This window comes from Methyloversatilis sp., from assembly GCF_030698125.1.
Classification (GTDB): domain Bacteria; phylum Pseudomonadota; class Gammaproteobacteria; order Burkholderiales; family Rhodocyclaceae; genus Methyloversatilis.
The window spans coordinates 98,239-110,748 of the sequence record NZ_JAUYNV010000004.1 but is presented as its reverse complement, the minus strand read 5'-3'; the positions used below and the strand labels follow the sequence as shown (position 1 = coordinate 110,748).

Below are 12,510 nucleotides of genomic sequence, written 5' to 3'. Positions count from 1 at the left end.
GCAGATGCGTGTTGGGGTGCGGCTGAAGGTCTGACGATGAGCGCCGCGTCCATCGCGACGCCGTAAAAGACAATGACCAGCCAGCCGAATCGTGTCCGGGCCTAGCGCCCAAGACGCCGACGAAGCGGCTGCAACGGGAGTAACGCGATGAAGATCGAATGCAGTCCGGCGTTGGCCGGACGCAGGCACCTGCCACGAACCGGGTTTTCCTGTCGCGTCGTCAAGACTCATCAGGACCCGGAATGCAGCCGTCGAACGCGAACCTGAAGCGCGAACAATCGCGTGCGGAGGAGATCGCAAACAGCTCGAGTCACGCTGTCGGACTGCTCGCAGCGCTCGTCGGAGCTCCGGTACTTGTCGTCCATGCAGCACGACAGGGCGACGCCGCCTTCATTGTCGGCGTCATCATCTTCGCGGCAACCGTCTTGCTGCTCTACCTGGCGTCGACCCTCTATCACGCTCTTCCAGCCGGAAAGGCCAAGCGCGTCTTTCGAGTCCTGGATCACTCCTCGATCTTCCTCCTCATCGCCGGCACATACGCGCCATTCAGTCTGGGCGTCCTCCGTGGTGCATGGGGCTGGACATTGTTTGGTCTGGTCTGGTCAATTGCCGTTGCAGGCATCGTGTTCAAGGCCGTCGGCAAGGCATCCCACCCCGTTCTTTCAACCGGCCTCTACCTCCTGATGGGCTGGCTTGTCGTGATCGCAGTCGATCCGATGGTCACCCGGGTCCCGTTGTCCGGGCTGTTGTGGTTGCTTGCCGGGGGCGTGTTCTACACCGCCGGCGTCGTGTTCCATGCCACTGACTCCAGGCTGCAGTATGGCCATTTTGCATGGCATCTTTTTGTCATGGCCGGCACGACGTGTCACTACTTCGCCGTGCTCTGGTACGCGGCCTGACCATCGGAGTGTGAAGGTAACCCGTCTCGGTTGACCCGGACGTCAGCCTCGCGACGCACTGTGGATGCGACCGGCTCAGGTCCACCGCCCGGGCGCATCGGCACAGACCTGCCCTCTTTCGCGTCGTACGCTCGCAGGCATCTCCGCAGGTATTCTTGACGCCACACTTTTCATTCCCGTCCGCAACATGACCGCATCGCCGTGGCGCATCGCCGCCTGCATCACGCTCGCAGTCGCCGTGGCGCTGTTCGCGCCCGACGACCCCGCACTGCGCGCCGCGCTGGCGATATTTGCGCTGACTGGTTCACTGTGGATGACGCAGGCCCTGCCGCTGACGCTGACCGCGCTGCTGGTGCCGCTGCTGGCGGTGCTGTTTGCCGGTGTGGCGCCGTCGAAGGCGCTGGCGTCATTCGCGCACCCCATCATTTTCCTGTTCCTCGGCGGCTTTGCACTGGCGGCGGCACTCGCGCGGCACGGGCTGGATCGCTGGCTCGCCCGCCGGGTGCTCGCACTGTCCGGCGGCCGCAGGGTGAGCTCGCTGGCCCTGCTGTTTGCGCTGACCGCCCTGCTGTCGATGTGGATCAGCAACACCGCCACCGCAGCCATGATGCTGCCGCTGGCACTCGGCCTGCTCGGCCCTGATGCCGATCCGCGCGAACGCACCTTCGTGCTGCTGGGCGTGGCCTACAGCGCCAGCATAGGCGGCATCGGTACGCTGGTCGGCAGTCCGCCGAACGCCATTGCCGCGGCCCAGGCCGGCATCGGCTTTGCTGAATGGATGCGCTTCGGTATGCCGCTGGTCGTCGTGCTGCTGCCGCTGATGGCGGCGACGCTGTGGCTGGTGCTGCGTCCGGCGCTCGGCGGACGCATCGAACTGCCGGCCGACGACGGCGAAGACGGCTGGACGCCCGGACGCATCGCCACGGCTTCGGTGTTTGCGTTCGCCGTAGCCGGCTGGGTGTTCGGTGCGCCGCTGGCGCGCGCGCTGGGCGTCGAACAGGACATCGACGCCGTGGTCGCGCTGGCCGCCATCGTGCTGCTGGTGGCCAGCCGTGCCATCGACTGGCCGGACATCGAATCCCATACGCAGTGGGGCGTGCTGCTGCTGTTCGGTGGCGGACTGGCGCTGAGCGCCCTGATGGGTTCGAGTGGCGCGAGCCGCTTCCTGGCCAACGCGCTGACCGATCTGTTGCGCGGCACACCCGACTGGCTGGTGCTGCTGGGCATCGTGGCCTTCGTGGTCATGCTGACCGAACTGGTCAGCAACACCGCCAGCGCCGCCTTGCTGGTGCCGGTTTTCGCTGTACTGGCCCCGGACTTCGGCCTCGATCCGCGCGCGCTGTCGGCCGCCATTGCGATTGCAGCCTCCTGCGCCTTCATGCTCCCGGTCGCCACGCCGCCGAACGCGCTGGTATTCGGCACCGGCCACGTATCGGCGGCATCGATGATGCGCTGCGGACTGCTGCTGAACGGGGTGTGCATCGTCGTCATCACGCTTTACGCACGCGTGCTGTGATGGTGGCTGGAGAGGATGACAAAGCCAGCTACCCGAACGTCAGTTCGACGTTCTCGCATCACCGTGCGACCGCCTTCGGGACGCGTTCGCCAGTGCCTTTCCGCGACACATGTGATGCCGCCAGGCACATGATTCTGGCGGAAGCTCAGGGATTCGAACCCTGGATACCTTGCGGTATGCCGGTTTTCAAGACCGGTGCAATCGACCACTCTGCCAAGCTTCCACTGAACTGCTCGCGATGAACACGGGGGCCCGGCGTGCAACACCCTGTTTTTCATTCGGGGCCGGATACTAACACGCGTCCAATGCGTTGAAACTTAACGGCCTGTGCGATAGTCTTTAGTGTGTTAATCATCCTTCGGGGTCACGCCATGCAACCGCAATTCCAGACCATCCAGACTGCCGGCGCCGCAAGCGCCGGGCAGAATCGCGTACTGCGCAACACCTACATGATGCTGGCCGCGTCGATGGTACCGACGCTGCTCGGCGCCGTCGTGGGCATCCAGATGAACTTCTCGTTCATGGCGGGCAGCCCGATCCTGTCGCTCGTGCTGTTCCTCGGCATTGCCTGGGGCTTCATGTGGGCGATCGAGAAGAACAAGAACAGCGGTCTGGGCGTCGCCCTGCTGCTGGGCTTCACCTTCTTCATGGGTCTGATGCTGAGCCGCATCCTGCAGGTTGCGCTGGGCTTCTCGAACGGCGGCTCGCTGATCGCGATGGCCGCGGGCGGCACGGCGGTCACCTTCTTCACGCTGGCGTCGATCGCCAGCACGACGAAGCGCGACTTCTCGAACATGGGCAGCTTCCTGATGGTCGGCATGATTGTGCTGCTGCTCGCCATCGTCGCCAACATCTTCCTGAAGATGCCGGTGTTTTCGCTGGCGATCTCGGGTGGCATCGTGATGATTTCTGCGGCGTGGATGCTGTACGACGTGCAGCGCATCGTGCGCGGCGGCGAAACCAACTACGTGTCGGCGTCGCTGTCGGTGTATCTGAACCTGTACAACATGTTCGTCAGTCTGCTGCATCTGCTGATGGCCCTGACCGGTCAGCGCGACTGACCCCGGCAGTACGGGATGAAAATGGCGGCTTCGGCCGCCTTTTTCATTTCTGCTGCCGCAGGCGACCGGGTCAGGGCTCGATCAGCGCGATCGACTCGACGTGCGAGGTCTGCGGAAACATGTTGGCGATGCCGGCGCCGCGGAAGCGATAACCCTTTTCGTTGACCAGAACCGCCACGTCGCGCGCCAGCGTGGCCGCGCTGCACGACACGTACACGATGCGCTGCAGCGCCCCTGCGGCATCTGCCCGGGGCAGCGCCTTGACCAGATCGAACGCGCCTTCTCGCGGCGGATCGATCAGCATCTTGTCGAAGTGGCCGAGCGCAGCAAGGCTCTCGGGTGTCGCCTTGAACAGGTTGGCGACGCGAAAGCTCGCGCGCGACGCCAGACCGTTCGCTTCGGCGTTGCGCGCGGCGCGCTGCACCAGCGCTTCGGCGCCCTCGATACCGACCACGTCGGCGCCGAGCGCCGCAATCGGCAGCGAAAAGTTGCCCAGACCGCAGAACATGTCGGCGATGCGTTCGCCCCGCTGCGGCGCCAGCATCGACATCGAGCGGCGCAGCAGCGCACGGTTCATGCCGTGATTCACCTGCGTGAATTCGGACGGCGCGAACGCCAGGCGCACGCCAAAATCGGGCAGTTCGTACGCCAGCTCGGGCATCGGCAACGGCCAGAACGGCGCCAGCGTGTCCGGGCCGCCCGGCTGGACATAGATGGACACCCGCTGCGTGTCGGCAAACGCACGCAGCGCAATTTCGTCCTGCGCCGACAACGGCGCGAGCACGCGAAACACCAGCACCGTCATCTGCTGCGCACCCTCGCCGGCGATCGCCACCTCGACCTGCGGCACCCGGTCGCAGATCGAAAAGCCGTTTATCAGTCCGCGTAGCGGCAGAAGCAGTGCCGACATGTGTGGCGGCAGCACCTCGCACGACGACATGTTCGTCACATGGCTCGACTTGCGTTCGCGAAAGCCCACCAGCACGCCACCCTTGCGCGACACGTGACGCACCGACAGGCGTGCCCGGTAACGGTAACCCCAGCCTGGGCCGATCAGGGGCGTGAACACCGTCTCCGGTTTCACGCGGCCGATATGCCACAGCGCGTCTTCCAGCACGCGCTGCTTGACCGACGCCTGCGCGACCACGTCGAGGTGCTGCATGCTGCAGCCGCCGCAGGTGCCGAAGTAACGGCAGCGTGGCTGCACGCGCTGCGGGCTGTGCTTGAGGATGCGGCTGATCTGCGCCAGCTCGTACGAAGGCTTGCGGACGTAGGGCGAAAAGTCGATCAGCTCGCCCGTCAACGCGCCATCCACGAAGATCACCTTGCCTTCGAAGTGCGTGACGCCGCGACCTTCGTGGTCCATCGATTCGATACGGACGACCGGCATCGTTCAACCTTGCATGATTCCTGGGGGAGGCGGATTTTACCCGCTGCGCGCGCGCTGCCGGTGCATCGGAGATAATCCGCGTCATGGACAAGACACTGCTCGGCGGGCTGAGCCCGCGTACCTTCCTGCGTGACCACTGGCAGAAGAAGCCACTGCTGGTGCGCGGCGCGATTCCCGGCTTCGAAGGACTGCTGAGCCGCGACGCGCTGTTCGATCTGGCGCGTGACGAAGACGTGGAATCGCGCTTCATCGCACACGACAGCACCGGCTGGCAGCTCGAACGCGGCCCGCTGCCGAAGCACCTGTTGAAGCGGCCGAAGGCGCAGCCCTGGACGGTGCTGGTGCAGGGACTGAACCTCGTGCTGCCGCAGGCAGACGCGCTGATGCGTCGCTTCGCATTCATCCCGTACGCTCGGCTCGACGACGTCATGGTGAGCTATGCCACCGATGGCGGCGGCGTCGGGCCGCACTTCGATTCCTACGACGTGTTCCTGCTGCAGGGCAGCGGCCGGCGCCGCTGGCAGATCAGTGCGCAAAAGGATCTGACGCTGGTCGATGGCGCGCCGCTGCGCATCCTGCGCGATTTCGTGCCCGAGCAGGAATGGCTGCTGGAACCCGGTGATCTGCTCTACCTGCCGCCGCACTACGCGCACGACGGTATTGCAGACGGCGAATGCACCACGTATTCGATCGGCTTCCGGGCCCCGTCGGCGCATGAACTTGGCACGGCCTTCCTCGACCACCTGCGCGACCGTCTGTGCCTTGATGGCATGTATGCCGACCCGGATCTCGCGTTGCAGGACGACCCGGCCAGACTGCCGACGGCGATGATCGATCGCGTAGCCGACATGCTTGGCGCCATCCGCTGGTCGCGCAGCGACGTCGAACAGTTCCTCGGCAGCTATCTGTCTGAACCGAAGCAGCATGTGTTCTTCGATCCGCCGGAGGACACGGTGAGTCTGAAGCGCTTCGCACAGAAGGTCGCAAAGCACGGCGTGCGTCTCGACACCCGCACACAGCTGCTGCGCAGCGGCCGCCATGTGTGGATCAACGGTGAGGCGGTCGATGTGCCACCCGGCAGCGGCGACGCGCTCGCCGCGCTTGCCCGCGATCGCGTGCTGGTCGCGGTGCCCGATCATGCCGGCACGCTGGCGCTGCTGCACGACTGGTATGGCGACGGCTTCCTGTACCCGGGGGCGCGCGGTGACTGACGACGCCGAGCCGCTGCGCTTCGCCGACCAGGCGGGCTACCAGGCCGCGGTGGTGCAGTTGCTCGACCGCAGCCGGCTCGGCCTCGACATTTTCGACGTCGACCTGGTGGACACCGCGCTGGCGAGTTCGCCCCGCGTGGCGCAGCTATCCGACGCGCTGACTCGCGACCCGGCAATGACCGTGCGCGTCGTGCTGCACGACGCCGATGCGCTGCAGCATCGCATGCCGAGACTATTGAATTTGTGCGCTGCGCAATCCCATCGGGTGCATATCCGGCAGACCCCGCGCACCCTGAGACACCTGACCGAAACCTTCATGCTCGGCATTGGCGGCCCCCTGTTGATTCGCACGCACAGCATGCATTTCCGCGGCAAGCTGCTGGTCGGCAACACGCAGGAAAACGCCGCCTACAAGCAGCGCTTCGGCGAATTGTGGGATGCCTGTTCATGTTGCATCTGCACAACAAAGTTTGGCCTGTAAGGTCATGTTTCCCGCGCACTACCTTGATGCATGACGCCCATGCTACTATTTTGGGCTGATCGATACTGTACGTTCGATCTTGTCAGACAGAATTTTTGTTGTCGCCATCAGCCAAGGAAATCAAAATGAACCAGTCCCTCCTCGCCGCCGCCCTGCTCGCCCTGACCCTCGCCGCTTGCTCGAAGCCGGAAGAAGCACCGGCACCGGTTGCCGAACCCGCTCCGGCCGCTGCCCCGGCTGACGCTGCCCCCGCCCCGGCTGCTGCTGACGCTGCTGCTGCTGACGCCGCTGCCGCAACCGCTACGGATGCCGCCGCTACCGCTTCCGACGCTGCTGCGACCGCCACCGATGCCGCTGGCGAAGCTGCCAAGGCCGCCGGCGAAGCCGTTGATGCTGCTGCCGACGCTGCCAAGGCTGCTGCTGAAGAAATGAAGAAGTAATTCTTCAATGCATGATGAAAAAAGCCGGCGTGATGCCGGCTTTTTTTCGTCTGTCGTCCATCCGCTGCCAACCGCGCGGTCCTTGCCTGATAACGCAGGACGCTCGCGGACGGACGCCAATGGTCAGTTCGATTTTCTTTTCAGTTCGCCGGCGTCTCCGCCGCATCCTGGAGGCTCTCGGTCAGCGGCTGGATCAGCGGCGACTCGGGCGGCAGCAACTTCAGCAGTCGCTCCCAGTGCTTGCGTGCGCCCGCCTTGTCGCCGCGCTGCATCGCCGCACTGCCCGCGAGCGCCAGGGCCTTCGGATGATCGGGATCGATGGCGAGCGCCTTCGCCAGCATGGCTTCCGGCTCGCCCGACAGCTGACGCCCCTTGCTCATCGCAAGCACATCGGCGTAGTCGGTCCATACCTGTGCGTCACCGCTGACGATCTTCACCAGATTTGCATACGCCGCGCTCGCTTCGTCGAAGCGCTCCATGGCGCTGTACGAGCGCGCCAGCATCTGCCAGCCATCGGCATTGTCCGGCTCGCTCTTCATGCGCTCGGCGAGTTGATCCACCATCGCCCTGATGCGTTCAGGCGTGATTTCTTCCTGCCCCATGGCCTGCTGTTCGCTCGGGCTGCTGCGCGGCGCATCCACGGCTTCGGGCTTGCCAAGCGCAAGGTAGACCGGCACCGCGAACGCGGGCACGGCGAGGGCCGACACGATGGCCACCCAGCGGCCGGAACTGCGTACCGACGTCGGTGCGGCGCCCGCTTCGTCGAGCACCCGACGCTCCAGCTCCGCGCAGGAAATGCGGTACTGCGCATCGTCGATCAGACCGGCCGCCAGATCGCGGTCGAGTTCGGCAAGGGCATCGCGGTGAATGGCCAGCGTAAGCGCACGCTGGGCTTCGGGGACTGCGCCGACACGCCCGCGCATCAACGGGACGAGCACGAAGGCGAGCGCCAGGGCGAGCATCAGCCCGGCGCCTATCATGAACTGCGTCAAACCTGTTTCTCCTCGCCGGCCAGCAGCGCGCGCGCGCGCTGCTGCTCATCGGCAGTCAATGTATTGGCGGCAGCCGCCTGAACCGTACGACGGCGCAGGCGACGGGCAAGCAGCAGCACGACCACCAGAAGCAGCACGAATGGCCCTGCCCACAGCAGCACCGTGGTGGCTTTCAGCGGTGGGCGATAGAGCACGAAGTCGCCATAGCGCTCGACCATATAGTCAAGAATCTCGCGATCAGTGCGTCCGGCGGCGATCTGTTCGCGCACCTGCTTCTTCAGGTCCATCGCCAGATCGGCGTGCGAATCGGCGATGTTCTGGTTCTGGCAGACGAGGCAGCGCAGTTCTTCGCCGAGATGCTGCACGCGCGCCTCGACCGCCGGATCGTCGGCCAGCGTCGGCGCCTGATCGGCGTGCGCAGGCAGCAGCGCGCAGATCGACAGCGCGATCAGCAGGAACAGGTGGCGCATGTCAGGAGGCCTCGAGTTGCCGGATGCGCGGCAGGATGTCGTCACGCAGCAGCGCCGGCGTCAGCGGGCCGGTGTGCTTGTGGCGGATCACGCCCTGGCGATCGATGATGAAGGTTTCCGGCGTGCCATACACACCGAAGTCGATCGCGATGCGGCCGTCGCGGTCATGCGCCGACAGCAGGTAGGGGTCGCCGTAGTCGGCCAGCCACTTGAGGCCCGCGTCGCGTTCGTCCTTGTAGTGCAGGCCGATCATCGCGACGGTACCGGTCTTCGCGAGTTCGACCAGCAGCGGATGTTCCTGCCGGCACGACACGCACCACGAAGCCCACACATTCATCAGCCAAACCTTGCCCTTCATGTCGGCCGGCGAGAAAGTCTTGTCCGGCGCGCCCAGCTGCGCGACGCTGAACGCTGGCACTGCGCGGCCGATCAGCGGGCTGGGCACCTCGCGCGGATTCAGGAACAGGCCGGCAAACAGGAAACCGGCGAGCACGACGAACAGGCCGAGCGGCCACAGATAGCGACTCATGCGTGCTGTTCCTGCGCCGGCCCGGGTTTCACCGCCGTTGCAGGCGCCTCGGCCGGCTGCCGCCCGTCACGTTGCGCGAGCTTGCGGTAGCGACGGTCAGCCGCTGCGAGCGAACCACCGAGCGCCATGATGAGCGCGCCGACCCAGATCCAGTTGATGAAAGGCTTGTAGAAGATGCGCACGATCCAGGTACTGCCGTCCGGCAGCGGCTCGCCCATCGATACGTAAATGTCGCGCGTGATGCCCGAGTCGATCGCCGCTTCGGTCATCGGCATCTGCGATACGCGGTACATGCGCTTTTCCGGATACATCATCGCGACCGGCCGGCCGTCACGCGTCATTTCGATACGTCCGCGCGCGGCGTCGTAATTGGGGCCTTCGTGCGCGAACGCGCCATCGAAACGGAAGGTATAGCCGGCCAGCGTCGCCGTCTGCCCCGGTGCCATCTTCAGGTCGATGTTCTGTTCGAAGCCCTTGACCAGCGTGATGCCGACGATGGTGACCGCAATGCCCAGATGGGCGAACCACATGCCCCACCAGCCGCCGGGCAGTGCCCTGGCGCGGGCGAACCAGTTGCCGTCACCGGTGCGACCGCGCAGCCGCTCGACCAGATGCTGCACACTGGTGGCGACGATCCACACCACGATGAAGGTCCCCAGACCGAGCATCGGTGAAAAACCGCCCGACATGACCATCATGACGACCGTGCTGACCACACTGACCGCGAACGCCCAGCGCAGGCGGGTCACCAGGCTTGGCGCGCCGTCCTTCTTCCAGCGCACGAACGGCCCGATTGCCATCAGGAAGGCGACCGGCGTCATCAGCGGCACGAATACCGCGTCGAAATACGGCGCACCGACCGAAATCTTGCCCATGCCCAGCGCGTCGAGAAACAGCGGGTAAAGCGTACCGAGCAGCACCGCCGACGTGGCCACCGCCAGCAGCACATTGTTGCCGAGCAGCGCGGTTTCACGCGAAATGAGCGCGAAGCCGCCGCCCAGCCCGACCGACGGCGCACGGATCGCGAACAGCAGCAGCGAGGTACCGATGACGAACACCAGCAGCGCGAGGATGAACACGCCGCGTTCCGGGTCGGTGGCGAAGGCATGCACCGAAGTCAGCACGCCGGAGCGCACGAGGAAGGTGCCGAGCAGCGACAGCGAAAAGGCCGAAATCGCCAGCAGCACCGTCCAGCTCTTGAAGGCGCCGCGCTTTTCGGTCACCGCCAGCGAGTGGATCAGCGCGGTGCCGACCAGCCAGGGCATGAAGGACGCGTTTTCGACCGGGTCCCAGAACCACCAGCCGCCCCAGCCCAGTTCGTAATACGCCCAGTAGCTGCCGAGCGCGATGCCCAAGGTCAGGAACACCCAGGCGACCGTGGTCCACGGCCGCGACCAGCGCGCCCAGGCCGCGTCGAGACGGCCGCCGATCAGCGCGGCGATCGCGAAGGCGAAGGCGACCGAAAAGCCGACGTAGCCCATGTAGAGCATCGGCGGGTGGAAAATCATGCCCGGATCCTGCAGCAGCGGATTCAGGTCGCGGCCATCGACCGCCGCCGGCAACAGGCGGTCGAACGGGTTCGAACTGGCCAGCATGAAGGCGAGAAAACCGACCGTGATCAGGCCGAGCACGGCGAGCACGCGCGCCACCATGTCCGGCGGCAGGCGGCGCGAGAACACGCTGACCGCCAGCGCCCACCCCGCCAGCATGAACACCCACAGCAGCAGCGATCCTTCGTGGCTGCCCCACGAAGCGGCGATGCGGTATTCCAGCGGCAGTGTGGAATTCGAGTTGGTCGCGACGTTCAGCACCGAAAAGTCATTCAGGATGAAGGACTGGATCTGGCACACGAAAGCGAACGTGACGAACACGAACACGCCCTGGGTCAGCGGACGCGCCGCCGCCATCAGCCGCGCGTCGCCCCGCTGCGCGCCGATCAGCGGCAGGATACCCAGCAGCAGCGACAGCGCCAGCGCGATGGACAGCGAAAAATTACCTAGCTCGGGATACATGCGTACTCAACCCCTGAAACCGGACGCGCCAGGGCGCGCCGGTGTTGAACTTCACTGGACGACCGTGCCCTGTGCCTTCTTCGCCTGTTCGAGCGCGTGTGCGGCTTCCGGCGGCATGTAGTTCTCATCGTGTTTGGCCAGCACTTCGCTGGCGGCGAACACACCGCCGTCGTTCAGCTTGCCCTGCGCCACCACGCCCTTGCCCTCCTTGAACAGATCGGGCAATGCGCCGGTGAACGTAACCGGAATCTTGTGCGCCGTGTCCGTCACCACGAACTTGACCGACGTGCCGTCGTCGCCGCGTTGCAGGCTGCCCTCTTCCACCATGCCACCGATGCGGAAGGTGCGGCCCTGCGGTGCTTCGCGCGCCGCCACCTGGCTCGGCGTGAAGAAGAAAACCATGTTGTCCTCGAACGCGGTCAGCACCAGCGTGGCCGCGCCGGCCAGCGCGATCACGCCGACCGCGATCAGGGCAAAGCGTTTCTGACGCGGTTTCATGCGCGCCCCCGCCGGTCGGCATCGATGCGTTCGATGGCCACGTCGCGTGCCGCGCCGGCGCACGCTGCGCGCATGCGCCGCGCGACCAGCACCAGTTCGGCGCCGATCAGCAGCGCGGTCACCGCGTACGAGCCCCACACGAAAAATCCGTAACCGCCCATCGCCCAGAAGTGGCTGGCGCTTTCCCAGTTCATGCCTTGCTGCCTCCTGCTGTTGCATTGCCGAGCTGACGCACCCAGTCGGTGTGCCGCTCGCGTTCGATCATGATGGCGCGCACGCGCACCAGCGCCACACCTATCGTGTAAGCCCACGCCGCCAGCGCCATCAGCAGCATGCCGGTGAGCATGGTGCTGGCCATCGACGGTGACTGCGTCAGGCTTACAGACGCTCCCTGATGCAGGGTGTTCCACCACTTCACCGAAAAATAGATGATCGGCACGTTGATCGCACCGACGATGGCGATCAGCGCGCCAGCGCGATCAGCCCGGCGCGGATCGTCGATGGCCGCCTGCAGCGCCATGTAACCGCAGTACAGGAAGAACAGGATCAGTTCCGAAGTGAGTCGCGCGTCCCACACCCAGTAGGTGCCCCAGGTCGGCTTGCCCCACAGCGCGCCGGTCCACAGCGCGATGAAGGCCCACAGCGCGCCGGTCGGCGCCAGCGCGCTCGACATCATGAAGGACAGCCGGGTGTTGAAAATGAGCCCGACCGCGCACCAGAAGGCCATCACCAGATAGATCACCATCGACATCCACGCGGCGGGCACGTGGATGAAGATGATGCGGTAGCTGTCGCCCTGGGTGGCGTCGGTCGGCGCGATGAAGAAGCCGGTGTAGAGACCGGCGATCGTCAGCACGATGGCGATGATCCAGGTCGGCCACAGCAGCTTGCCGGCGAGCGGAAAGAAGGTTTGCGGACTGGCGTAGTAAAAGAGGCTGAAGCCGGACGACGGCGCGCGCGTGGCAGTAAGCGGTGAATCAGACATCAGCAGTTTCGGGTTGATCCGGGTTC

The 12,510-nt window shown here is 65.3% G+C and carries 14 protein-coding genes and 1 tRNA gene; 6 read left to right on the top strand and 9 right to left on the bottom strand.

What is annotated here, in order from left to right; translation table 11 throughout:
- Nucleotides 1-242: 242 nt before the first annotated feature.
- The gene (locus Q8Q80_RS01200) at nt 243-899 is read left to right on the top strand and encodes a hemolysin III family protein (protein ID WP_305631172.1); all 657 of its coding nucleotides are present in this window, start codon (nt 243-245) and stop codon (nt 897-899) included.
- 187 nt (nt 900-1,086) lie between these two features.
- Complete coding sequence (locus tag Q8Q80_RS01195; protein WP_305631171.1) at nt 1,087-2,415, top strand: DASS family sodium-coupled anion symporter; 1,329 nt, start codon at nt 1,087-1,089, stop codon at nt 2,413-2,415.
- Between the two features lie 135 nt (nt 2,416-2,550).
- On the opposite strand, the gene Q8Q80_RS01190 is transcribed toward Q8Q80_RS01195, so the two are convergent.
- Nucleotides 2,551-2,638, bottom strand: a tRNA-Ser gene (locus tag Q8Q80_RS01190).
- A 148-nt stretch (nt 2,639-2,786) separates the two neighbouring features.
- On the opposite strand from Q8Q80_RS01190, the gene Q8Q80_RS01185 reads away from it, so the two are divergent.
- Entirely contained in the window at nt 2,787-3,476 is a 690-nt protein-coding gene (locus Q8Q80_RS01185) for a Bax inhibitor-1/YccA family protein (RefSeq protein WP_305631170.1), read from the top strand.
- 70 nt (nt 3,477-3,546) lie between these two features.
- Here the strand turns inward: Q8Q80_RS01185 and rlmD are convergent, their stop codons facing one another.
- The gene (rlmD, locus tag Q8Q80_RS01180) at nt 3,547-4,866 is read right to left on the bottom strand and encodes a 23S rRNA (uracil(1939)-C(5))-methyltransferase RlmD (RefSeq protein WP_305631169.1); all 1,320 of its coding nucleotides are present in this window, start codon (nt 4,864-4,866) and stop codon (nt 3,547-3,549) included.
- 83 nt (nt 4,867-4,949) lie between these two features.
- Between rlmD and Q8Q80_RS01175 the strand changes: the two genes are divergently transcribed.
- From Q8Q80_RS01175 to Q8Q80_RS01165, 3 genes are all read left to right on the top strand, one after another.
- Nucleotides 4,950-6,077: a cupin domain-containing protein gene (locus Q8Q80_RS01175; RefSeq protein WP_305631168.1), complete on the top strand. Its 1,128-nt coding sequence runs from the start codon at nt 4,950-4,952 to the stop codon at nt 6,075-6,077.
- A complete protein-coding gene (locus tag Q8Q80_RS01170) occupies nt 6,070-6,558 on the top strand; it encodes a hypothetical protein (protein ID WP_305631167.1) in 489 nt (162 codons plus the stop codon). The genes Q8Q80_RS01175 and Q8Q80_RS01170 overlap by 8 nt, the downstream gene beginning before the upstream one ends.
- A gap of 125 nt (nt 6,559-6,683) precedes the next feature.
- Nucleotides 6,684-6,998 (top strand): hypothetical protein, encoded by a 315-nt coding sequence (locus tag Q8Q80_RS01165; protein ID WP_305631166.1) that lies wholly within the window; start codon nt 6,684-6,686, stop codon nt 6,996-6,998.
- A gap of 140 nt (nt 6,999-7,138) precedes the next feature.
- On the opposite strand, the gene ccmI is transcribed toward Q8Q80_RS01165, so the two are convergent.
- Genes ccmI through ccmC form a run of 7 tightly spaced genes read right to left on the bottom strand, consistent with a single transcriptional unit; the run spans nt 7,139 to nt 12,484 of the window.
- Complete coding sequence (gene ccmI / locus Q8Q80_RS01160) at nt 7,139-7,990, bottom strand: c-type cytochrome biogenesis protein CcmI (protein ID WP_305631165.1); 852 nt, start codon at nt 7,988-7,990, stop codon at nt 7,139-7,141.
- On the bottom strand, nt 7,987-8,460 hold the full coding sequence (locus Q8Q80_RS01155; RefSeq protein ID WP_305631164.1) for a cytochrome c-type biogenesis protein: 474 nt from the start codon (nt 8,458-8,460) through the stop codon (nt 7,987-7,989). The genes ccmI and Q8Q80_RS01155 overlap by 4 nt, the downstream gene beginning before the upstream one ends.
- Before the next feature lies 1 nt (nt 8,461).
- Entirely contained in the window at nt 8,462-8,989 is a 528-nt protein-coding gene (locus tag Q8Q80_RS01150) for a DsbE family thiol:disulfide interchange protein (protein ID WP_305631163.1), read from the bottom strand.
- On the bottom strand, nt 8,986-11,001 hold the full coding sequence (locus tag Q8Q80_RS01145) for a heme lyase CcmF/NrfE family subunit (RefSeq protein WP_305631162.1): 2,016 nt from the start codon (nt 10,999-11,001) through the stop codon (nt 8,986-8,988). The genes Q8Q80_RS01150 and Q8Q80_RS01145 overlap by 4 nt, the downstream gene beginning before the upstream one ends.
- A 51-nt stretch (nt 11,002-11,052) precedes the next feature.
- The gene (gene ccmE / locus Q8Q80_RS01140; RefSeq protein WP_069039841.1) at nt 11,053-11,499 is read right to left on the bottom strand and encodes a cytochrome c maturation protein CcmE; all 447 of its coding nucleotides are present in this window, start codon (nt 11,497-11,499) and stop codon (nt 11,053-11,055) included.
- Nucleotides 11,496-11,693, bottom strand: a complete 198-nt coding sequence (gene ccmD / locus Q8Q80_RS01135; RefSeq protein WP_305631161.1) for a heme exporter protein CcmD — start codon at nt 11,691-11,693, stop codon at nt 11,496-11,498. Before ccmD ends, ccmE begins: the two co-directional genes overlap by 4 nt.
- Nucleotides 11,690-12,484, bottom strand: a complete 795-nt coding sequence (gene ccmC / locus Q8Q80_RS01130; RefSeq protein WP_305631160.1) for a heme ABC transporter permease CcmC — start codon at nt 12,482-12,484, stop codon at nt 11,690-11,692. Before ccmC ends, ccmD begins: the two co-directional genes overlap by 4 nt.
- Nucleotides 12,485-12,510 lie beyond the last annotated feature (26 nt).

Excerpts from the sequence above, each read along its gene's own strand:
- Q8Q80_RS01200 (WP_305631172.1), top strand. The coding sequence starts at position 243 with ATGCAGCCGTCGAACGCGAACCTGAAGCGCGAACAATCGCGTGCGGAG.
- Q8Q80_RS01195 (WP_305631171.1), top strand. The coding sequence starts at position 1,087 with ATGACCGCATCGCCGTGGCGCATCGCCGCCTGCATCACGCTCGCAGTC.
- Q8Q80_RS01185 (WP_305631170.1), top strand. The coding sequence starts at position 2,787 with ATGCAACCGCAATTCCAGACCATCCAGACTGCCGGCGCCGCAAGCGCC.
- rlmD (WP_305631169.1), bottom strand. The coding sequence starts at position 4,866 with ATGCCGGTCGTCCGTATCGAATCGATGGACCACGAAGGTCGCGGCGTC.
- Q8Q80_RS01175 (WP_305631168.1), top strand. The coding sequence starts at position 4,950 with ATGGACAAGACACTGCTCGGCGGGCTGAGCCCGCGTACCTTCCTGCGT.
- Q8Q80_RS01165 (WP_305631166.1), top strand. The coding sequence starts at position 6,684 with ATGAACCAGTCCCTCCTCGCCGCCGCCCTGCTCGCCCTGACCCTCGCC.
- Q8Q80_RS01155 (WP_305631164.1), bottom strand. The coding sequence starts at position 8,460 with ATGCGCCACCTGTTCCTGCTGATCGCGCTGTCGATCTGCGCGCTGCTG.
- Q8Q80_RS01150 (WP_305631163.1), bottom strand. The coding sequence starts at position 8,989 with ATGAGTCGCTATCTGTGGCCGCTCGGCCTGTTCGTCGTGCTCGCCGGT.
- Q8Q80_RS01145 (WP_305631162.1), bottom strand. The coding sequence starts at position 11,001 with ATGTATCCCGAGCTAGGTAATTTTTCGCTGTCCATCGCGCTGGCGCTG.
- ccmE (WP_069039841.1), bottom strand. The coding sequence starts at position 11,499 with ATGAAACCGCGTCAGAAACGCTTTGCCCTGATCGCGGTCGGCGTGATC.
- ccmD (WP_305631161.1), bottom strand. The coding sequence starts at position 11,693 with ATGAACTGGGAAAGCGCCAGCCACTTCTGGGCGATGGGCGGTTACGGA.
- ccmC (WP_305631160.1), bottom strand. The coding sequence starts at position 12,484 with ATGTCTGATTCACCGCTTACTGCCACGCGCGCGCCGTCGTCCGGCTTC.